General features: G+C 46.4%; 18 protein-coding genes. 6 read left to right on the top strand and 12 right to left on the bottom strand.

What is annotated here, in order from left to right; translation table 11 throughout:
• Nucleotides 1–29: 29 nt before the first annotated feature.
• A complete protein-coding gene (locus tag ACRC6Q_RS02845) occupies nucleotides 30–1,559 on the bottom strand; it encodes an AbgT family transporter (protein ID WP_223640373.1) in 1,530 nt (509 codons plus the stop codon).
• Between the two features lie 124 nt (nucleotides 1,560–1,683).
• A complete protein-coding gene (locus ACRC6Q_RS02840; RefSeq protein ID WP_223640376.1) occupies nucleotides 1,684–2,850 on the bottom strand; it encodes a M20 metallopeptidase family protein in 1,167 nt (388 codons plus the stop codon).
• A gap of 134 nt (nucleotides 2,851–2,984) precedes the next feature.
• Between ACRC6Q_RS02840 and ACRC6Q_RS02835 the strand changes: the two genes are divergently transcribed.
• A complete protein-coding gene (locus ACRC6Q_RS02835) occupies nucleotides 2,985–4,223 on the top strand; it encodes a Zn-dependent hydrolase (protein WP_431465765.1) in 1,239 nt (412 codons plus the stop codon).
• Nucleotides 4,224–4,299: 76 nt separating this feature from the next.
• Here the strand turns inward: ACRC6Q_RS02835 and ACRC6Q_RS02830 are convergent, their stop codons facing one another.
• From ACRC6Q_RS02830 to ACRC6Q_RS02790, 9 genes are all read right to left on the bottom strand, one after another.
• Nucleotides 4,300–4,878 (bottom strand): TerD family protein, encoded by a 579-nt coding sequence (locus ACRC6Q_RS02830; protein ID WP_223640382.1) that lies wholly within the window; start codon nucleotides 4,876–4,878, stop codon nucleotides 4,300–4,302.
• Between the two features lie 18 nt (nucleotides 4,879–4,896).
• A complete protein-coding gene (locus ACRC6Q_RS02825; protein WP_223640385.1) occupies nucleotides 4,897–5,979 on the bottom strand; it encodes a toxic anion resistance protein in 1,083 nt (360 codons plus the stop codon).
• A gap of 20 nt (nucleotides 5,980–5,999) precedes the next feature.
• Nucleotides 6,000–7,613, bottom strand: a complete 1,614-nt coding sequence (locus tag ACRC6Q_RS02820; RefSeq protein WP_431465764.1) for a YceG family protein — start codon at nucleotides 7,611–7,613, stop codon at nucleotides 6,000–6,002.
• Between the two features lie 24 nt (nucleotides 7,614–7,637).
• Nucleotides 7,638–8,453 carry a hypothetical protein gene (locus ACRC6Q_RS02815; RefSeq protein WP_223640391.1) on the bottom strand — a complete coding sequence of 272 codons (816 nt, stop codon included), beginning with the start codon at nucleotides 8,451–8,453 and terminating at the stop codon, nucleotides 7,638–7,640.
• Nucleotides 8,450–9,559: a cysteine protease StiP family protein gene (locus tag ACRC6Q_RS02810; RefSeq protein ID WP_431465763.1), complete on the bottom strand. Its 1,110-nt coding sequence runs from the start codon at nucleotides 9,557–9,559 to the stop codon at nucleotides 8,450–8,452. The genes ACRC6Q_RS02815 and ACRC6Q_RS02810 overlap by 4 nt, the downstream gene beginning before the upstream one ends.
• Nucleotides 9,556–10,926, bottom strand: coding sequence for a phosphoribosyltransferase family protein (locus ACRC6Q_RS02805; protein WP_431465762.1), 1,371 nt, complete (start codon nucleotides 10,924–10,926; stop codon nucleotides 9,556–9,558). The genes ACRC6Q_RS02810 and ACRC6Q_RS02805 overlap by 4 nt, the downstream gene beginning before the upstream one ends.
• Nucleotides 10,859–12,004, bottom strand: coding sequence for an HpcH/HpaI aldolase/citrate lyase family protein (locus ACRC6Q_RS02800; RefSeq protein ID WP_431465761.1), 1,146 nt, complete (start codon nucleotides 12,002–12,004; stop codon nucleotides 10,859–10,861). The genes ACRC6Q_RS02805 and ACRC6Q_RS02800 overlap by 68 nt, the downstream gene beginning before the upstream one ends.
• Nucleotides 12,005–12,112: 108 nt before the next feature.
• On the bottom strand, nucleotides 12,113–12,691 hold the full coding sequence (locus ACRC6Q_RS02795; RefSeq protein WP_223640403.1) for a TerD family protein: 579 nt from the start codon (nucleotides 12,689–12,691) through the stop codon (nucleotides 12,113–12,115).
• Between the two features lie 14 nt (nucleotides 12,692–12,705).
• The gene (locus ACRC6Q_RS02790; RefSeq protein WP_223640406.1) at nucleotides 12,706–13,317 is read right to left on the bottom strand and encodes a TerD family protein; all 612 of its coding nucleotides are present in this window, start codon (nucleotides 13,315–13,317) and stop codon (nucleotides 12,706–12,708) included.
• A gap of 307 nt (nucleotides 13,318–13,624) precedes the next feature.
• On the opposite strand from ACRC6Q_RS02790, the gene ACRC6Q_RS02785 reads away from it, so the two are divergent.
• The 5 genes from ACRC6Q_RS02785 (at nucleotide 13,625) to ACRC6Q_RS02765 (ending at nucleotide 19,339) form a co-directional block, all read left to right on the top strand.
• The gene (locus tag ACRC6Q_RS02785; protein WP_317851932.1) at nucleotides 13,625–14,569 is read left to right on the top strand and encodes a glycosyltransferase family 2 protein; all 945 of its coding nucleotides are present in this window, start codon (nucleotides 13,625–13,627) and stop codon (nucleotides 14,567–14,569) included.
• The gene (locus ACRC6Q_RS02780; RefSeq protein WP_431465760.1) at nucleotides 14,559–14,954 is read left to right on the top strand and encodes a GtrA family protein; all 396 of its coding nucleotides are present in this window, start codon (nucleotides 14,559–14,561) and stop codon (nucleotides 14,952–14,954) included. The genes ACRC6Q_RS02785 and ACRC6Q_RS02780 overlap by 11 nt, the downstream gene beginning before the upstream one ends.
• Nucleotides 14,955–14,973: 19 nt before the next feature.
• Entirely contained in the window at nucleotides 14,974–17,550 is a 2,577-nt protein-coding gene (locus ACRC6Q_RS02775; protein WP_431465759.1) for a YfhO family protein, read from the top strand.
• A gap of 101 nt (nucleotides 17,551–17,651) precedes the next feature.
• Nucleotides 17,652–18,293: a superoxide dismutase family protein gene (locus ACRC6Q_RS02770; protein ID WP_223640416.1), complete on the top strand. Its 642-nt coding sequence runs from the start codon at nucleotides 17,652–17,654 to the stop codon at nucleotides 18,291–18,293.
• 170 nt (nucleotides 18,294–18,463) lie between these two features.
• Nucleotides 18,464–19,339: an SDR family oxidoreductase gene (locus tag ACRC6Q_RS02765; protein WP_431465758.1), complete on the top strand. Its 876-nt coding sequence runs from the start codon at nucleotides 18,464–18,466 to the stop codon at nucleotides 19,337–19,339.
• A gap of 119 nt (nucleotides 19,340–19,458) precedes the next feature.
• On the opposite strand, the gene ACRC6Q_RS02760 is transcribed toward ACRC6Q_RS02765, so the two are convergent.
• A complete protein-coding gene (locus ACRC6Q_RS02760; protein ID WP_431465757.1) occupies nucleotides 19,459–20,133 on the bottom strand; it encodes a YqjF family protein in 675 nt (224 codons plus the stop codon).
• Between the last annotated feature and the right edge of the window lie 74 nt (nucleotides 20,134–20,207).

The raw sequence follows: 20,207 nt of genomic DNA, 5'->3' as shown, positions 1-20,207 counted from the left end.
TGTTGTCCTCCTCAATATGATGCTTCTTTTTATAGATAAGGGGTGATTCCCGGTCCATATTGCAATCCTGTAAAGAAGAAAATCAGGAACAGGATGATCCAGACCACCAGGAAGGATAACGTATATGGAATCATCAATGAAATCAAGGTACCCATACCAGCCTTTTTGTCATACTCTTTCAAGAAAGAAAGCACGACGATAAAATATGGATTCAGCGGTGTCACGATATTCGTTGAGGAATCCCCCAAACGATAAGCCATCTGAGTAAATGCCGGATGATAGCCCAATTGCATAAACAGCGGAATAAATACCGGTGCTTCCAATGCCCATTTCGCTGATCCTGAAGTGATCAGGAAGTTCAAGGAGGCTGTGAATAAGATATATCCGACAATCAGATAGATGCCGGTAAAGTTGATTTGCGTCAAAAATTCTGCCCCGTTGACGGCAATCCAAGTTCCGATATTGGTCCACGTAAAGTAGGCGATAAACTGTGATGCAGCGAAAATAAGCACAATGAATCCAGACATATCTTTAATGGATTCAGCCATAAAGCCTACAGCATCCCCTGAATCTTTGATGGCTCCGACTGTTTTTCCGTAGGCAATGCCGAGAACCAGGAAAAATCCAAGAATAATCGGGACAATTCCCGACAGGAATGGCGAAGGGATCATCCCGCCATCTTCATTGCGGAGAGAAGAACCCGGCCAAACAATTAGCACCACTATGACAGCAATATAGGCAAGAGCCGCTAGCCCCGCATTGCGCAAGCCTTTGTTGGCTTTCGGGTGTTCTTCAGCACTGACATCGATAACAGCTTTTCCTTCGTATTTTCCAAGTTTCGGTTCGATAATTTTTTCAGTCACTAATCCTGCTACAATGGTCATGACAAAAACCGAAACGATATTGAAGTACCAGTTATCCGCAGGAGTTACGATCAGCGTATCATCCAAAATGGCGGCCGCTTCCGTTGAAATCCCGGAAAGCAATGCGTCTGTTCCAACAATCAGCAGGTTTGCAGTAAATCCAGCACCGGCGCTGGCAAATCCTACTGCCAGTCCGGCAAGCGGATGGCGGCCCAGTTTGTAAAATACCATGGCTGCCAAAGGCGGGATGAGGATTTGAGCCGCATCGGAAGCGATGTTCCCCATGATCCCCACAAAAGCGATGGCATACGTTACGATTGAAGCTGGAGCTTTCATGATCGTCTTTCGAATGGCGATTTCCAGCAATCCCACTTTCTCGGCCAATCCAATTCCCAGCATAATGGCTAATACGGTCCCTAACGGAGCAAAGCCGGTAAAGTTGGTCAGCATTGAAGTGACGATATACTGCAGACCACCCCAGGATAACAGATTTTCAATCGCCAACGTCTCTCCTGTCCCGGGATGGACAACAGAAGCACCGAATAAGCTGAAAATGAATGATGCAATGATTACACCAATTGCTAAATACACAAAAATCATGAATGGATCGGGCAATTTATTTCCCAGCTTTTCAATGGTATTTAGAAAACGGATAAAGATTCCCTTTTTTTCCCCATTCTGTTCCGGTTTTTTCATAATACGCCTCCTCAAATTCCTGAAATCTTAACTTTTTTAATAGTATAGTCAAATAAACAGCGAATAATCAAGTGATTCCGACAATTAATGAATTTTTGTTTTATATTGTACGTGTTTTACAACATTATCCTTTTAGCTTATTCAGAGCATCCACTGTCACTTTAGTCATCGTTTCAATTCCAATTTCCAAAGCGTCTTCGTCAAAAAAGAACTCCGGATCGTGCAGGGGTTTGGGTGATTCTTCTCCTGCTTTCGAACATCCCAGCCAATAGAATGCGCCGGGAATTTTCTCCAGGAATCTGGAAAAATCCTCCCCCGCCATAGATGGGTCGACTTCCGGCAAAGCTTCTTCCCCCAGTAGACCGCTGGCACTTTCGCGCACTAACTCTGACCATTCTGGAGTGTTGATGGTGGCTCCATAACCTTCTGCATAGTCGAAATCAATTTTCACCTCATAAGCAATCTCAAAACCTTTCACTAAGTTTTCCAGACGCCGTTTCACAGTTGCTTTGGCTTTTTTGCTATAGGTGCGGACCGTTCCGTTCAACACGACCTGATCCGCTATGACATTGTAACGATAGCCGCCTTCGATCGTACCGATGGTTATCACGGCGGATTCCAAGGGATTTACGTTCCGGCTGACAATTGACTGCAGAGATGAGATGAATTCAGCCGTCACGACAATGGCGTCTTTTCCTTGGTGGGGCATACTGGCATGTCCGCCTGCTCCTTTGATTGTGAAAGACAGTTTATCTGATGCGCCCATCATTTCTTTGTCGCGTACACCAATCTGTCCGACTGGCAAATCGGGCCATACATGCTGTCCGAAAATGACATCCGGCTGGAATTCATCGAAGACGCCATCTTCCATCATCGGTCTCGCTCCACCGATGGGCGAAGCTTCTTCATTTGGCTGAAAAACGAGCAACACACGACCAGACAGCTGCTCTTTCATTTCCTGCAGTTTAAAGGCTGTTCCCAAGAGCATTGATGTATGTGCGTCATGGCCACAGGCATGCATCTTGCCGTCCACTTTGGATTTAAATTCGACAGCGGTCTTCTCCAGAATCGGAAGAGCATCAATATCAGCCCGGAGCGCTACCGTTCCGCCCTCTCCTTTGCCTTCGATAATGCCCAGTACACCCGTTTTCGCAAAACCTGTTTTAAAGGGGATGCCGGCCTTTTGCAGCTCTTCCTGAATCCGTTTAGAAGTTTCCCATTCTTCTCCGCCCAGTTCCGGATTTTGATGCAGAGCTCTTCTGATTTCCTTTACTTGGTCGATTACTGCCATCGCTTTTCATCCTCTCTGTTTTACTGACTCACTTCGAGAATAGCACAGTTGAAAAAAGCTGTGTACAAAATTCTGAATTCAGTAGTAATTATGCTACTATTGAAGGACAATTTCATGGGAAGGGATGAACATGGATGAAAATGAAAATTAATATAAACCGATTGATGTCGGCTATCGAGGCTTATGCTAAGTATGGACAAGTCGAAGGCGGCGGGGTAACTCGGCCCAGTTTTTCTACTGCCGATTACCAGGTACGGGAGCTTTTCAGTCAGGAGCTGGAGGCTCTCGGCATGACTGTATCCGTCGATGCCATCGCCAATATTTGGGGAACTTTACCGGGGTCTGACGAGATGAGTCCTCCACTGGTGATAGGGTCTCACCTTGACACCGTTCCAAATGGAGGCAAGTATGACGGTGCTTTAGGCGTTTTGGTTGCCAAGGAAATTGTAGAGACTTTAAAAGAACATCAAGTCACACTGGCCCATCCTCTGCAAATTGTCTCCTTCACTGCTGAAGAAGCCAATGAATTTAATTTTTCGACCATGGGTAGCCGGGCTTTGAGCGGAAAGCTCAGCTCAGAGGAATTGCTGGCGGCAGAAGACCGCTCTGGAAGAACCCTGGCTGCAGCAGTTGAAAAAGCCGGCGGCGACCTTTCAAAGGTCGGCACCGGCAACAAGAAAACAATGGCCGCCTATTTCGAATTGCACATCGAGCAAGGAAGCAAGCTGGAGAACGAAAACTTATCCGTCGGGATCGTCGACAGTATTGTCGGAATCTACCGGGATCTGATTACGATTGATGGCCAGCAAAACCATTCCGGTACCACCATCATGAAGAACCGGAAAGATGCACTCGTGGCTGCCGGTGAAATGGTGGCAGAAGTGCAGAAGTTGGCGATTGCCCTCGACAGCGATACCGTCGCCACTGTCGGCAAATTCGAAGTGTTTCCAAATGCCGCCAATATCATCCCGGGCCGTGTCGAGTTTACGCTTGAAGTACGTTCTGCTGACGGACAGGAACGCAGAAACCTGGTTCAGTGCATCCATAATTCGTTTCGTATGATTGAAGAAAGACATGGCGTTAAAATGGCGATTGCCAATAACTACAACACACAGGAATGCGATTTCAACAGGCAGCTAATCGGTTTCATGGAAGAGGCGGCTGCCGAATCCGGCATTCATTATATCGTTCTTCCAAGTATGGCCGGACACGATGCCATGAACTTGGCGGCAATGACCAAGTCCGTCATGGTCTTCGTCAAAAGCATCAACGGCATCAGCCATAGCCCGCAGGAATTGAGTCTTCCAGAAGACATCGAAAAGAGTGCCAATGTCCTGTTGAACGCTTTGCTGAAAGCGGATCAAGCTCTGTAAAAACTCTGCTTCCTGCATTTTCAGCAAAAAAATAAACCGCTTATCAGTTCAAAACTGATAAACGGTTTTTAGTTAATTAGCCTAAGCCATAATCATTCACTAATGCCGCAAGGCCGCCCTGATAGCCGCTGCCGATTGCGTTGAACTTCCATTCATTGCCATGGCGATACAATTCGCCGACCACTAGAGCCGTTTCAATTGAGAAATCTTCCCCAAGGTCGTAACGGATCAATTCTTCGTTTGAATTTTCGTTCACGATGCGGATAAAGGCATTCGACACCTGGCCGAAGTTTTGTCCGCGGCTGTCCGCTTCATGGATGGTTACAGTGAAACTGATTTTATGGACATCAGCAGGAACATTCGGCAAGTCGACAATCACTTGCTCATCATCGCCTTCTCCTTCTCCTGTTAAATTATCGCCTGTATGGGTAACGGCGCCACCCGCACCAACCAAGTTGTTATAGAAGATAAAATCTTCCGGCCCGCGTGATTTACCGTTTTCTCCCACAAGGAAGACTGAAGCATCCAAATCAAAATCTCCGCCACCGCTGTATTTATTGGTATCCCAGCCTAAACCGACGACTACTTTTGTTAGGCCCGGGTTTGTTTTCGTTAAGTCGATCTTCTGTCCTTTTGAAAGATTGATAGTTGACATATTGATTTCCTCCTCCGATTAATTAGCTTTGCGTTGCGTGTCTTCGTATTTCTTCTGCAATTCTTCGATGCGGAGACGACCTTCTTCACGCATTTTGCGATTTTCCTGCTCAATCTCGCGCGTATCATTCATCCCCTGCATAATAGTCTCCCATGTTTGTTCAATCGTTTCAATCTTGATGCTCGGTTGGCCCGACATTCTCGCGATATCAACACTTTGGCGTGAAATGTCATTGGCATTGTTCAACAACATCTCATTGGTGCGCCGGTCCAATTCACTCATGGATTCAGCTACCAGGTTCTGGCGTTTTGCCGCGATGGCATTGATCAAGCCCGTTTTGAAGATCGGGATGGTCGTAACGAAAGCTGAGTTGATTTTCCCGATCAATTTTGTGTTCCCGCGCTGGAGCATGCGGATTTGAGGTGCTGACTGATAAGATACCTGTTTAGCCATTTCAAGATCATAAACCCGCTGTTCCAGAAGCTCGATAGCATTCTGCAGGGAATTCAGTTCCATCAAGGCCATTTGGTCGCCGGACTCCGCTTTTGCACGGACAGCTGGTTCTTGGGCTTTCAGTTCTTCGACTTTGATATCGCCGGCCGCGATGTACTTCTCCAATTCCATGAAATAATTGAAATTTTGGTTATACAATTCTTCCAACGTAGTCGTCGATTTTTTCATTTCGCCTTCATACTTGGTGATTTCAACATATACTTTGTCGATTTCAGTACCCATGGTCTGATATTTGTTGAACAGCTGCTCAATCACTTTATTGCCTTTATTGAAGATTTTATTGAGGAAACCTTTCTTTTCAACAAAATCCTTCTTGTCGAATTTATCCATGATTTTGCCGAGTTGCTTCAGCAATTCACTGGATTCTTCCATGCTGTTTGCCTGGACGGAATTCAGGACCTTCCCTGTAAAAGCGGAAATCTCATTGGCTGGCTCGCGGCCGAATTCCAATAAAGCGATTTGGTTTTTCGGATCGATCTTTGAAGCCAATTGAAGGACTTCAGGGTCTTTCTTCAATTGAACTTTGAGTTGGGTTTCATCTTTCATCACCAATTCTTGCTGTTCGATTTGATCTGGCATATTCGTCATCCGATTTCACTCCTTTGTGGCTACAGCCATTTTCTGAATATCTTTTTCACTACGGAAGGCTCCCGGTACGGCTCGTTGAAGCTCCGCTCATCCAGCCAATGTGTATCGAACGATTCGGGATCCACCCAGCGTTCAATGTCTTGATGCCCTTGCGGATTGATGATGATGACATCGAGTCCGAAGACATGGATCAAGGCGATTGCGTTGGCATCCGCCCGGCTCAATTCGCCATCTTTTTCTTCGTTGTAAAACAACATCGTCGGTACGAATTGCGGATAATCGAACAATTGGATCAATTGAACCACCGAATCCGGCAGCGACATGGACTGGGAAAAAGCATAGAGCTGCAGGTCTTCAAACGATTCACCGCTTAGCGGCAGCAGGATCGGCTTTTCAACATGCCGCGCTATCGCTGCTGCAATGGCAGTCTGGACGCCGTCCGGCAACTTATTGTACTTCCACCAATGTGCGGCTTTCATTTTTTCCGGGTCGAGCTGTCCGTCTTTTCCAAGAGCGGCGCGGTAATGGAATTGTTGATTGCCTTTTCGTTCTTCCATAAAAGGAAAACTGCGTACCAATTTTGTATCTTCACGCTCCGTTAAGTTATGGACATTATCCCAAAAGCGTTTACGGTCTTTTTCGATGCCCATGAGCTTAGAGAAAACAACAGGAATGTTGACGCTTCCACTTGCTACTGAAAACGAGGGGCGGACCATCGCTCGTTCTTTGGCGAGCATGAAAGCTTCATCCATCGTCGTTTTCAATCGCACCGAATGTGTCCGGTAGGATTTGAATTGGAACGGCTTGTAAAGCCCGGAATCATCATGATGCAACAGCCGATCCACTTCCTGGGTTGCCCGGTAAGCGACCGTTCCGACACGTTTCGGCTTTTCTTCCGGAAAAGGCAGAAGCGACTCGGTGTTCACTTGGAAGCTGTGGCTGTGAAGGCCTTCTTTTCCAATTGCCTGTTCGAACCAGCCTTCGCCTTTCGGATCATAGACGATTACGTGGAAGCCGAAATCAGCTGCCAATTTCAAAAACCAGGTTTCACTTTCCGAAGCGCTGCCATACCACAAAAAGCCCGGCAGCCCTTTTTCAAGATCCAACTTTTCTATTTCAGGGTCGATATGGTTGAACATCCATTTGACTAGATCAGTCGTTACACGACGGAAAGAAGAATGGGTCGTGCTCCCGCCAGATTGCTCCTGAAATGCTTTCAGGATGTCGATTAGTACAACGCGGAGGCGTCTGTTCAGTCCGGGATCTTTTAATCTGGGAAGAAGGCCTTTACCGTCAAGGAACGCTACCATGCGATTCGGGGACAGGCCTTTTTCCTTTTTATTCATTTCAAACAGATCCTGCAATGTCCGGAGCCGATCCTGCTCAATATGCTTATTCATTTTATCCGATAGACGGATTAGCCGCCCTTCTGCTGCTTCGATGACGTCATAGATGGAGGCGAAATATTCGTCGGCATCAAGTGTCATGCCCATCACCTGTCCAAGCAGCTGCGGATACGTAATCTGATCTTCTTCAATTTTAGTTTCGCTGTGATCCACTATCGGTTTTTTCAGCCATTCCCCGATCTTTTCCAGATCCCAGGTTTTGGCGGGGATCGGATGCAATTGAACCATCGGAATCTCTCCTTGCTTTGTTGCTTACTTACGCTGCAATGAAACCTCGACGACACGGGCCAAGATCTCTTCTCCTACTTTAATGCCATGTCCAGCAGTCCTGTGAATGTGCCCAGATACCGGAACCGCACTTTTTACTGCTTCTCCATGGGAGGCCAGCATACTGTAATCAGCACTTTCCAATAGGTCCAGATCCAACAGCGAATCACCTGCTGCAACTACATAAGTTGCACCCAGACGTTCTTTGACATACTCCATGGCACCTGCTTTCGTGATGCTTTCCGGCATGAAATAAAGTTTTCTTCCTTGGAGCGACATTCCCCACCCGAGCTTCTTAAAAGATGTCGTATAAAAATCAAGCTTATCTTCAGGGAACCGCGCGCGGTCGACAATCAGATAGACGAACCACTCGTCCGCTTCCCGGACTTTCAGTACCCAGTCTTCCGAAAAATGGCGCTCAATTTCCGGCAGTAACTCCGTAATGATGGTTTTTCGGCTGACGCATTGCCGGCGAATTTCTTCTGACCACTCCTTGATCGGTTCACCATTCTCCAAAATGACGGCTCCATTGGAAATAACCGCAAAACGCGGTGCTTGCTGCCCTTTGAAAATGCCTGTCACCCGCTCATATTGAGCCTGTGTCCGCGTAGTCACCGGTAAAAAGAATGCCTTCTCGTTGATTGCCCACAACGCCGACTGGCTGCTTTGCGTCATGAAGGACAAAGGTTTGCCTTCGTATCGCTCCACTTCCACCAATTCGTCTTCTGCCACGTCCATTCCCATCGAATTACGCGAATAGATCAAGGTTTGATCCAAATCACTGGCGAATAATACTGTCATATTTCTTTACCTGACCGGATCAAGCCGATTGCACGATAGAACAAATTGGGAACGACTTCCACCGGCACCTCTTTTTCTTTTGCCAACATCAAAATATGATGGACATCCGGATTATCCAGGCTGTTGACCAGAACCTTCCACGGACTTCTGCGAAGCAGGACGCGCGTCGTTTCTCCAACACCTGGTTTAATCAGATGGTAATCGGTTTCACTGTACATCTGTTGGCCGATCGCCTCGACTTCCTTCATGCCCTGCCAGGTTCTTTCCGCCGTCACCGGCGTAGAGACGGCGTCCTTTTCGACTCTTTCACGCGTCACCGCAAAGCATTCCGTAATCTGGTCGACAAAATCATTGGATAAATCCTCTTTGAGCAGCTCTCCATAAAATTTCGCGCCGTGGAAATCATCCTCACCAATATACAATTTGTTGAGGATCGTTCGGCTCACCAAACCTGAAACAGTAGCATTCAAACATGCACTTGGAATAAGGAAGTCTTCACGCGTACCGAACAGTACCGCACAGGCTCCCGGATCGGCCAAGACGGCCATATCATCAAACAATTCCATTCCTTTTTCTGCATTGAGGCCCTTGACCGCTTTGGTCAACTCTTTTTGTATAGCCCCTTTTCCAGTCCAGCCATCCACAAATTGGATGCGGCTGGTCGGATGCGCAGTCCGGATTGAGTCGATCGCTTTTTCATCAATCCCTTTATCGCGCAAAATGGATACGCTGTAATGCGGCCAGTCCATATTCATCACTTGTTCGGCGTAGCGGCGGATCAAAACACCGATCGGGCTGCCTGCACGCGCCAACGACACAAGAACAATATCATCCGTTCCGGCATTCATGAAAATCCGGCGTGTCACCAAGCCTACAAGATAGCTTAATTGTTCTTTGGTTTTCAGCACTGTTTCATGATAAAGATTGGTGTATTCCTCAGAAGGCCGATATTCCATCGGCAGCCGTTCTGCATAATGAGCACCTGTCTGAACCGCCTTTTCTCGTTCCTCCAATGTACTTTCCACAAACTCTTCGCTTACATCCTTCAATAGGAAAGTGATGTCTTCTTTCGGATAACTCGTTTTCACTAGACCGGTTGCTATCATTCGATTTCTTCACTCCTTTTGGTGGTTGTCAGGGATATCCACTCCACTGGTGCCTTTTTCTCCAGGTATGCGATCAGTGGCTGCCATTCGGATTTGTCGATGACAGATTCAGCCAACAGGTAGATCCGGTCAATATCCAGTTCATTCAGATTATAGATGAATTGGCTGACTCCTTCTGCATCCGGCAACGCAAAACTGGCTTTTTCCTTAATCGGATAGCCGGTTGTCTGGGAGGCGAAGATCGGGCTGCGCGTCGTCGTCTGCACAAGGGGGTTGCCGCCCAATGCCAAAGCAAAACGCAAAGGCAGGTACATATTTTCCCCTACACCAATGACCAATGCCTTATCGCTTGTGCCTACGACCTGACGGGCTGCCGATTCTGCCCAGACCGCTATTTCATCCTGTTGCTTGCTGGTGATGCCGAAACGTCCAGTATAGGAGATATACTGTTGACCGGTTTTTGAGCCGACAGCTAATTTCCTGCCCGGCAATTCGACATCCGGAAGTTTGAAAACCGTTCCATCCAATGAAACCAATTCCGGCTCCTCAGGTGCTGAGCTGTGCAACAGGTCGAATTGGCCAGCCATTAAAGACAGCACTTTCAGACTGATATCCCGTCCATATGCCATTTCTTCCAACTTTTCTTTTTGGCTTTCATTTCGCCAATCCAGAATGGAAAGAGACGCATAATTTTTTCCAGGAAATTGATCATCCAATGCACAAACCAGATTCAACAACGTATTGCCTGTAGAAATTTCATCATCGATCAAAACGATGGTTTTCGCTTCTTCAAGCATACCCGAAGGCGCATATACTTTATGGGACGTTGCGTGGGAATGTTCTTCTTCAAAGACAAAAGATGGGGTAATGCCGATAATTTCTTCACGCGTTGTATGGATATAGGCAGCTTCTTCAAAATGCTGAAAAACCGAATGGCCAAGTCCGGTGGCTGTTTCCGCCATACCGATGAAAACCGTTTTTTCAGGCATCGCTTTTTTAAATTGAAGTGCCTGGAAACTTACATGACGATCCGCTGTTCCAGATTCGATCATTTTCACAAGAGAACGCGTATCTGGATATCCTTCAAGGCCCACTTCTTCCATCAGCAGGGAAGCAAGCAATGTTCCTGTACCGAGAGCCAAAGCAGGATGGACAGCCAAATGCTTGGCAATCAACTTGCTGACAAAGAGAAATTGGCGCTTTTTATTGACGCGCAGCGCGACAGAAAAAAGCGATTCCGGCGAGAGGCCAGGATAGGCTTCTGCGACAGAAATATTAATATCCAGATTGTCCCAGAGTTTAGTGTTGATTTGATAGTTGGTTTGCCCGGATATGGTTGAGGACGTCGATTGGTTGATAGTTTTCATTCAGCACCCCGTAGACTTCCGCTTGAGCGGCAATTTTCCTTGCCCAACTCAAATGCGGTTTTACTTCGTTCATTTTATTGCGTTTGGGACTTTGCAGAACCCCATTTCGCTTACTGCTTTCATTAAGAATCAGTCGAGCGTCTTCGTAGGCTTCAAGCGTGACGATATGGCCTGCATTGACGATGGAGATCTGTGATGGATGAATGCAGGTTTTTCCTTTGAAACCGTTCAGGACGTCCAGTTGGACTTCTTCCCACAATGTCTGTTCCGGTTTCGAGGAAAGCCATAAACGTTCTCCACTCGAAAAATGTTCATATACAGGTCCAGATACCGTAAAGCCATCTTCTGAACGGCCAAAGCGGTTTAGGATGGAAATCAGGCAATCCCGGATGATGTGGACATCGTAGATCGTCCGTTCTGCAGGTCGCCGCAAACCGTAAAGACTCGAAAAATCGGTTGCACCTACCCGGACGGTCAAAATCCGCTCAGCTTCAGCTTGCATAATACTGTGTAAATCAGCCAGCGTCTGTTCACGGGATTCACTGTACAGAACTTCCTTTGTTTCAAGAAGAGGCAATGCGTAGAGTCTTCTGCCTGCCGCTTCGCTCGCTCGATCCAACGCATCGAAAAATAACGGCAATGTAGCCGGCAAACATTTTGGAAAAACGACTCCGGTCAATACGCCTAATGCAGTTCCTGCCATTTTGATCAATTTATCCAATTGATTCGGCGTCCGAATCCGCAAAAACAAAGCCGGACCTGCTGCCAACTGATCCGCAGTCGCCTGTTCCAGTTTTTTCAACTCACCCACAACATTTTCTTCCGCCGACTTCAATTCTGTATCAGCTACTGCATCTTCCAAACAGACAATCAATGTCGTCAGGCCGGTAAATGGGCCGTTATTGTAATCCCCACTTAAAATCCTTTGAGCGAAATCCACTCTGGATCCCGGTGTATAAAGTGCTGCACCCAAGGCCAGGCTTAAAGTTTCCCGTTCCGTATCACGGTTGAATTCTGCCGGGGAATATTTAAAAAAAGTCTTTAAATCAGAATCGGTTAATCCGTTAAAATGTCTCATGCGTGATCCCTCCCGGCATGCTGCTAGCTACAGCCCGTTCAAATTATCATTTCAACTATGAATGGAGAAAAAGCAAGGAGAAAGTCTCCTTGCTTTTCCATCGTTTACTCAGCTGTTTAAGCCAAAGTCCTTAACAAGAGACTCTAAGCCGCCTTGATAACCGCTGCCAATGGCATTAAATTTCCATTCTCCTCCATGACGGTAAAGTTCACCGACAACAACTGCAGTTTCAATTGAAAAATCTTCACCCAGGTCGTAGCGGATCAATTCTTCATTTGTGTCCCCATTAACAATACGGACGTATGAATTACTTACTTGGCCGAAGTTTTGGCCGCGTGCTTCCGCATCATGGATGGTGATGGCAAAAGTCGCCTTCTCGATGGATGCTGGAATAGCAGACAGGTTGACATTCACCTGTTCGTCATCGCCTTCGCCTTCGCCTGTTTTGTTATCGCCTGTATGCTCTACTGCACCAGCAGCGCCTGTCGTATTGTTATAGAAGATGAAATCAGCTTCAGAAGCCGTTTTGCCTTCAGCATTCAGAAGGAAGACCGAAGAATCCAAGTCGAAATCCTGCCCGCCGTCATACTTATTGGTATCCCAGCCTAAACCTACGATTACTTTGGATAAGCCCGGATTGCTTTTCGTTAAATCCACTTTTTGGCCTTTTGATAAATTGATTGCCATTATTCCATCACTCCTTAAGAATATTTGTTAGCGATTGATCCAATATCAGGTTCTGATGCACCTTCGCCGATGGCAGAAAACTTCCACTCTGCACCTTGGCGGTAAAGTTCACCTGTAATCAACGACATTTGGCCCGCATAATTATCGGTTAGGTTATAATGAACCAATTCTTCTTTCGATTGATTATCGACTAAACGGATAAAGGCGTTTTCGATCATGCCGAAGTCTTGTTTCTTTTGTTTGGCATTATAGATGTTTACGACAAAGACCAAGCGATGAACGGAAGGTGAAATACGTTTCAAGTCGATATTGATCGTTTCATCATCGCCTTCGCCTTCGCCAGTCAGGTTATCACCCGAATGGACCACGCTGCCGTCTTTGCTTTTCTTATTGCCGAAATAGATCAGGTTTTCCTTAGCCGTCAGTTTGCCGTTTTCGTCCAGCAATAGGACAGAAGCGTCACAGTCAACCTCGGCTCCACCGCCGCCGCCCAATAGGCCACTCAGGAATCCTCCACTTTTCTTTTTAGCGACTGGGTCCCAGCCCAAGCCGACCATAATGCTTGAAAGAGATGAACGTCCTTTTGTTAAATCGATCTTCTGACCTTTTACAAGATTAATCGCCATTCGTAACACTCTCCATTCATCAGTATGTATTCTATTTTAATGGTATCGGTCCAACATGTAAAATTCAACGAATAAAGCCTGACAGCACTTTCAACCATTCAAGCCGCTTGAAGTCAGATCCTCCCGCCTTAAGTTTTAGAGACAGTAAACCTGCGCTGAATTTTCAGTCAAATGTTTTCTTGAAACACCTGACGTATACTAATACGTATCTAAGGCCAGGAAGTTTCATTTTCCTGTGGCATACTTCTTAATTGACGCGGGTAATGTAAGCTAAAGATGCATTTTCACGAACAGATCGAAAGGGGAAATAAACATGAAGCTTATCTCCATTGTAGTTCCAGCTTATAACGAGGAAGCCAATATCGCTTCGATGTATGCGAAATTGGCGCAGGAACTTGAGGCCCTTCCATATCGTTATGAAATCATGTTCATCAATGATGGCAGCAGTGATGGCACACTCCAGGAAATTTTAAAACTGGCAGAAGCACATGACACTGTAAAATATATTTCACTGACACGGAATTTTGGAAAAGAGTCGGCGATGCTCGCTGGCTTGAAACGCATCAAAGGAGACGCCGCCATCGTAATGGACAGCGACCTGCAGCATCCGCCCACCCTGATTGGAGAGATGGTCCAGGGTTATGAGGAAGGCTTTAACCAGGTCGTAGCCAAACGATCACGCACCGGAGACACCAAAGTCAGGTCCATGCTCTCTTCCCTTTACTATAAACTGATCAACTCCATCACCGATGTCGACTTGCAGGATGGTGAAGGCGACTTCCGGCTGTTGAGCCGTAAAGCCGTCAATGCGATTCTGGCATTGAGTGAAAGCAACCGTTTTTCCAAAGGGCTGTTCTCCTGGATCGGCCTCAGCAAAAAAACCATCAATTATGAAAATGTACTGCGGACTGATGGCGATTCAAAATGGTCGTTCAATAGCCTGGTCAATTACGGAATCGACGGAATCGTTTCATTCAATATGAAGCCTTTACGCATTTGCTTTTACACAGGCTTCCTGGTTCTGTTCCTTTCGATTATCTACATTTTCTTTACGCTGTACAATATTTTGCGCGAAGGCATCGGAGCTCCCGGCTACTTTACAACAATTACCGCGATTCTCTTACTGGGCGGCATTCAATTGATCAGCCTCGGGGTCATCGGCGAATACATCGGACGCATCTATAATGAAACCAAACAGCGCCCGCATTTTCTTGTGGATATCAGCAATGCGGATGAATATGATGAGATTTAACTCGGTGAATACTGAATTTACCCGCTTTCTCTTTGTCGGCGGCCTGAATACCTTGAGCTATTACACCATTTACCTTGTACTTCATAATGTTTTCTCACTGCCTTATCTGCTGGCGCATATTATCGGCTTTCTGATCAGCTTGAACATTTCCTTTTTTTTGAACTGCTATGTGACGTATCGCATTAAGCCAACCTTAAAAAAATACTTGTATTTCCCTTTAACACAGGTGGTCAATATGGCTGTTTCCACAGCGTTGATTTACATTTTCGTTGAGTTTCTTCACCTCAACAGCAATATCGCGCCTTTCGCGGCGGTATTATTCACAATTCCCATCACTTTTGCTGTATCCGGTAAAATCCTGAAAGATACGGCTCAGCCAAAATAAGCAAAAAGACGGTGACTCTATGCAAAAGCTACGCCCTGCTCTTCTTCTGTTATTCTTCAGTTTCCTGCTGTCGGCGATTGGCCACTTTGTTTTTCTTCATCAGTGGACACGCAGCCATTTCATGGTGGGAGTCAATGATGGGCTTTCACAAATGATGCCTTTCAAGCATCTGTTATACGAACAATATACCCGAGGAGAGTTTTTCTATTCATTTGATTTCGGCTTGGGGGCAGGCACGTTCAGTGAGCTGTCTTATTATTTCTCCACATCCATCGTTTTTCTGATTTCGGTGGTGATCGTTTTCCTATTCGAGATAAGCAACATCATCCAGACGACAGACGTACTGTTCTGGGCAAATGCTGCCGTCTTTATCAGTATCGTCCGTCTGGCAGCTGTATTGTTCATCACTACACGCCTGTTCATGTACATGAAGCTGTCAAAGCCGGCAGCTCTTTTGGGGGCTTCCCTCTATGGCATCTCGGGCATGTATTTCCGCCACGCCACCTACTGGGAGTTTTTCGCGGACGCTTTCCTATGGTTGCCGATCCTCCTGTTTGGTGTCGAAAAAATCTTCCGTGAACAAAAGCCCGGCTGGTTTTTGGCCGCGGTCGCAGTTTCAATGATCGACAATTTCTATTTTGCCTACATCAACCTTTTATTGACCGGCCTCTATATCCTTTTCCGCTTGTTCATCCCACTAAGTGAAGGTGGCGAGGACAAGAAAAAAGCAGTGATGCATTTTGCTGTTGCCGGCCTGGTGGGCGCTGGCATCAGTGCCGTTTCTTTCGTTCCCGCTGTCTATGCGTACCTAAACAACCATAGGCCGCCTTTTCAGCAAGAGATTCCATGGATCGATTTAACGGATAATATTCTTTTCAGCAGTCGTTTTATCGTCCTGCCGGCGTTTTTCATCCTGCTGTTGTTTTGCGGCTTTCTTTATCGCCATAAAACGTTTCGCTTGTTTGCGCTTCTTGGCATAGCAGGCATCCTTATGCACCACAGCCCATTAATCGGCAGCGCCTTCAACGGTTTCTCCGCCCCCCAATACCGTTGGGAATATTTTTTATCCCTGGTTGCAGGAGGTGCCGTTGCCGTTGCATTCGATCAATTGCATAAATTCACGCTGCAGCGTTTTGCCATTGCCGCTGTTTTTGCGATTTTCTGTTTTGCGCTTTACGCTTCAGCAGATGAATATTTTATCATCGATTCACCGACTTCCCTAGTAGCTTTTGGCAGCCTGCTGCTTACGCTGCTGCTGTTGTTTTTTTACATCCAATTCAAAAAGCCATTGTTTAAAATCCTGTTGATGACTTCGCTGTTTGCTTGGGTTTTGATCTTTTCCAACCTCTACCAGACAGAAAAGCTCCTGGAAGATGGTGATATTTCCCAGGTCAACGAAGAGCTGATGACTGGGGCTGACTATGATGATCCGGAAATAAATGAACTGCTGGATTACATCCATGCCAAAGAATCAGATGGGCCTTACCGTACTGAGTGGATGGAAGGCGTGCGCAACAATACGCCCATTGTTCAGGATTTCCAGGGATTGAGTGCGTATTCCAGCATTTTAAATAAAAACTTATTGTATTTTTACTTATACGATCTTGAAATTGATATGGGACGTGAAAGCGTCAGCCGCTATGCAACACTTGGCAATCGGGCGAATCTGTACAGTCTGCTGCAGGGTAAATACGTCATCCGTCCACACGGAGACGAAAACATTCCATACGGCTTCACTGAAATCCAATCCAGTGAAAATTTTGCTGTCTATGAAAACAGTTATGTACTGCCTTTTGCCCGATCCACTTCCAAAGTTTATCAGGAGCAGCAATTAGCCGGAATGTCTCCACTGATGCGTGAGCAGGCCATGCTGACAGGCATTGTGCTTGATCAGGATTCAGATGCTGAACGGCTGCCATCAGACGGCAATTCTGTCGGCTTTAGGACTACAGCAATCGGTGGAACTTACGATGATGGGCTATTAGAAGTAACTGAAGGCACCGGTGGTTTAAATTTACGTTTGGAGAACCCGCCGGAATCCGACGGTGATTTGTTTGTCTCCTTCCATTTGGAAAATACGGCAGCGGATCAAGGCTTTCCACTCCAGGTCAATGGCTATCGCACCACCAGAAAATCCAATCAGTCGGTCTACAAAACCTTTGTAGACGATCTCACAATCCGAATCCCGGCTGCTCAACAAGTTGAGCTCCGCCTTCCGGAAGGAACATATGAATTGACGGATATCCAATTGCATTCGGAGACTTATGAGATCTTGCGGGAGCAAGCCGATCAGCCTGACCTTTCCAGCAACTTAACAATCGAAGGCAGCCATGTCAGCCTTGATTATTCCAATGCAGAAAATGACGATTACTTAAAATTGTCCATTCCTTACGAACGCGGATGGCATGCATCCGTTAATGGAGAAGAAGTGAAAGTGCTGAAAGCAGATTATGCTTTTGTTGCAGTTCCCTTGGAAACAGGCGAAAACACCATCTCCTTCACTTATCGGCCACCATTCTTTAAGCCGGCCGCTGCAATAAGTGTCCTATCGACACTTATTGGGTTGTTAATTGTTTTCCGCAAAAGATTAAGATGAAACTTCTTTATCCTACAAAAGAATCCATTTCAGAAAATTGCGTTTATTTCCCCGTGAATATGTGTAAGGTAGAATAACATGATTACGAGGGAGGAGTTCAGATGAAGCGTTGGCTTATGCTTATTTTAGCACTGGCTTTTTTATTATTTTTGACAGCCTGTGGCAACGAAAGCGCAGAAGACCCACCAACAGAATCTGACGGCGCAACAGAACAGGAACCTGAAGACGATGGAGATGACTTGCCGCAGCTCGGAGACGAGACAGACGAGGAAAGCAGTGAAGAAATTCTAATGCTGACTGTTGAAATGATGGACAGTGATGGAAATGCAATTGGCACCGCAGAATTATCTGGAGAAGAGGCTGGTGTGATGGTAGCACTTGAAGTGGAAGGCTTGGAGGAAGGCATGCACGGCATTCATTTCCATGAAACCGGCATGTGTGAAGCTCCTGATTTCGAATCAGCTGGCGGCCATTTTAATCCGACCGACGCTATGCATGGCATAGATAATCCGGATGGACCGCATGCTGGAGATTTGCCGAATATTGAAGTAAGCGATGATGGCACGGCTTCGCAGGAGTTTACAGCTGAAAATGTGACACTCGCAATCGGCGAGGAAAACTCTCTGCTTAAAGAAGGCGGAACGGCGCTTGTCATCCATGCAGGAGAAGATGATCAAATGACGGACCCATCCGGTGACTCCGGCGATAGAATTGCCTGCGGAGTAGTTACTGGAGAGTCATGAAAATTTTACTGAACCAGCTTCAAGTCCGAACGGAAACACCTCTACAATTGGGTGTTTCCGTTTTTCTTTCCTTATGAACAGTAGTTTTCCAGATAATTGCTTTTGTGTTTAAGTGAAACAACAGCGGGAATAAGGAACATGACGCTAGTTAATTTTAAGGAGGATTCGTTATGGCTAAAGACAAATTCGAAGAAATTGATGAACAGGTGGATCCGCAGGAACAATCAAAGCAACCCGGTTTAGAAGAGCAAATGGATCCTGAACCGATTTACGATGACAAAGACTATAAAGGCTCCGGGAAACTGGAAGGCAAAGTCGCCCTCATTACAGGAGGAGATAGTGGAATTGGACGCGCTGTCGCTGTCGCATATGCAAAAGAAGGCGCCAGCGTTGCCATCGCCTATCTTAATGAGGATGAAGACGCTGATCAAACGATTAAAGCGATTGAAGCCTACGGGGCTAAAGGCGCTAAATTTGCGACAGATGTCAGTGATGTTGAAAATTGCAATCAGCTTATAGTGGACGTCATTTCTGAATTCGGCCAATTGAACATTTTGGTCAATAATGCCGGAAAACAGTTTCCACAGGATGATTTCCTTGCCATTAGTCCAGACCAGTTAATGGAGACTTTTTCAACCAATATTTTCAGTATGTTCTATTTGACGCAGGCTGCCTTGCCGCATCTTCAAAAAGGCGACAGCATCATCAATACATCATCCGTCACAGCTTATCGCGGCTCTCCAGAACTGATTGATTATTCATCAACCAAAGGAGCAATCACGAGCTTTACCCGCTCCTTGTCCGCCAATATCGCGGAGCAAGGCATCCGGGTGAATTCAGTCGCGCCGGGTCCGATTTGGACACCACTGATTCCAGCGACTTTCGGTGCAGAAAAAGTTGGAGAACATGGTGGAGACACACCGATGGAACGGCGTGGACAGCCGTCAGAACTGGCTCCTGCCTATGTCTATCTGGCTTCCAAGGACTCCACCTACGTGACTGGCCAGGCCATTCATGTAAATGGCGGAGATTATATCAGTTCCTGAATATCACTGACCTGGCATTTGCCGGGTCAGTTTTTAAATCCTTTTTTACTTGACGAAACGCGTCGGGGAAAAGAGGGAAACTTCTCACAAGCCCCTTGTATGACGCAGACCATCTGCTTTCACGCCTCCCTCACTGGCGTATAAAACCTTGTTTTTTGCCCTTTTGAATAATGGGCCATCGGAAGATGATGATGGAGCGAAACAGGAAGATACGAAGCCATTGTGTTTTGATGGATCTGGCCTTTTAAATAATGGAGCGTCCAGGGTGGATGTGTAATATCCACTCGATACAGCTGCTCTTTCGGTTTTGTCCACAAACAATAACGTTCCGTCAGCCACTGCTCGATGGAGCTTGGTGCAATGGGCTTTGCATCTTCTTTAAAGGTCATTCTAAAAGATTCCGGAAAGTGATCTTTTTCGATTCTTTTGCTGGTGAATGTCCGGTGTCCCGCTTTCTTTGACATGCTCATATCAGCATGCCGATATGGCAGAAAACCGCCGAGAGAAGCAGCTAGTACGGCAAGCCGGCTGTCCGCATCCAAGCTGAAGAAATACACGCCTTGCTTATTTTTGTATTTCACATACGTCCTGACGTTCAGCTCCAGATAGGAACGTGTACTTGGAACTGGCGGAATCAATCGAAGACGTGTAGCTTTTGCACGGAACAGCACGACACCAATCCAAGCTCGATTATCGTATAAATCGATTTCCAACTCTGCCGGCACAAAACGACTCAGCCAACTCACTTCGACCGGCCAGTGCAAAAAAACCACATCTTTCCACTTCTGCTTCATGATCCAGGCTCTTTTTGACACGATCCCTCCACCCTTTCTTTTGAAGAAATTGTACGGAAGAACAAAAGAGGCTG

Source organism: Planococcus sp. SE5232 (genome assembly GCF_050686535.1).
GTDB lineage: Bacteria > Bacillota > Bacilli > Bacillales_A > Planococcaceae > Planococcus.
Note: the sequence above shows the minus strand (reverse complement) of the source record. Positions and strands in the feature narration are given on the sequence as shown.

Bases quoted from the DNA above. Each gene is read 5' to 3' on its own strand.
- ACRC6Q_RS02780 (WP_431465760.1), top strand. From the start codon at position 14,559: ATGAGATTTAACTCGGTGAATACTGAATTTACCCGCTTTCTCTTTGTC.
- ACRC6Q_RS02835 (WP_431465765.1), top strand. From the start codon at position 2,985: ATGAAAATGAAAATTAATATAAACCGATTGATGTCGGCTATCGAGGCT.
- ACRC6Q_RS02790 (WP_223640406.1), bottom strand. From the start codon at position 13,317: ATGGCGATTAATCTTGTAAAAGGTCAGAAGATCGATTTAACAAAAGGA.
- ACRC6Q_RS02820 (WP_431465764.1), bottom strand. From the start codon at position 7,613: ATGGTTCAATTGCATCCGATCCCCGCCAAAACCTGGGATCTGGAAAAG.
- ACRC6Q_RS02810 (WP_431465763.1), bottom strand. From the start codon at position 9,559: ATGATAGCAACCGGTCTAGTGAAAACGAGTTATCCGAAAGAAGACATC.
- ACRC6Q_RS02805 (WP_431465762.1), bottom strand. From the start codon at position 10,926: ATGAAAACTATCAACCAATCGACGTCCTCAACCATATCCGGGCAAACC.
- ACRC6Q_RS02800 (WP_431465761.1), bottom strand. From the start codon at position 12,004: ATGAGACATTTTAACGGATTAACCGATTCTGATTTAAAGACTTTTTTT.
- ACRC6Q_RS02830 (WP_223640382.1), bottom strand. From the start codon at position 4,878: ATGTCAACTATCAATCTTTCAAAAGGACAGAAGATCGACTTAACGAAA.
- ACRC6Q_RS02795 (WP_223640403.1), bottom strand. From the start codon at position 12,691: ATGGCAATCAATTTATCAAAAGGCCAAAAAGTGGATTTAACGAAAAGC.
- ACRC6Q_RS02765 (WP_431465758.1), top strand. From the start codon at position 18,464: ATGGCTAAAGACAAATTCGAAGAAATTGATGAACAGGTGGATCCGCAG.
- ACRC6Q_RS02770 (WP_223640416.1), top strand. From the start codon at position 17,652: ATGAAGCGTTGGCTTATGCTTATTTTAGCACTGGCTTTTTTATTATTT.
- ACRC6Q_RS02815 (WP_223640391.1), bottom strand. From the start codon at position 8,453: ATGACAGTATTATTCGCCAGTGATTTGGATCAAACCTTGATCTATTCG.
- ACRC6Q_RS02845 (WP_223640373.1), bottom strand. From the start codon at position 1,559: ATGAAAAAACCGGAACAGAATGGGGAAAAAAAGGGAATCTTTATCCGT.
- ACRC6Q_RS02775 (WP_431465759.1), top strand. From the start codon at position 14,974: ATGCAAAAGCTACGCCCTGCTCTTCTTCTGTTATTCTTCAGTTTCCTG.
- ACRC6Q_RS02825 (WP_223640385.1), bottom strand. From the start codon at position 5,979: ATGACGAATATGCCAGATCAAATCGAACAGCAAGAATTGGTGATGAAA.
- ACRC6Q_RS02840 (WP_223640376.1), bottom strand. From the start codon at position 2,850: ATGGCAGTAATCGACCAAGTAAAGGAAATCAGAAGAGCTCTGCATCAA.
- ACRC6Q_RS02760 (WP_431465757.1), bottom strand. From the start codon at position 20,133: ATGAAGCAGAAGTGGAAAGATGTGGTTTTTTTGCACTGGCCGGTCGAA.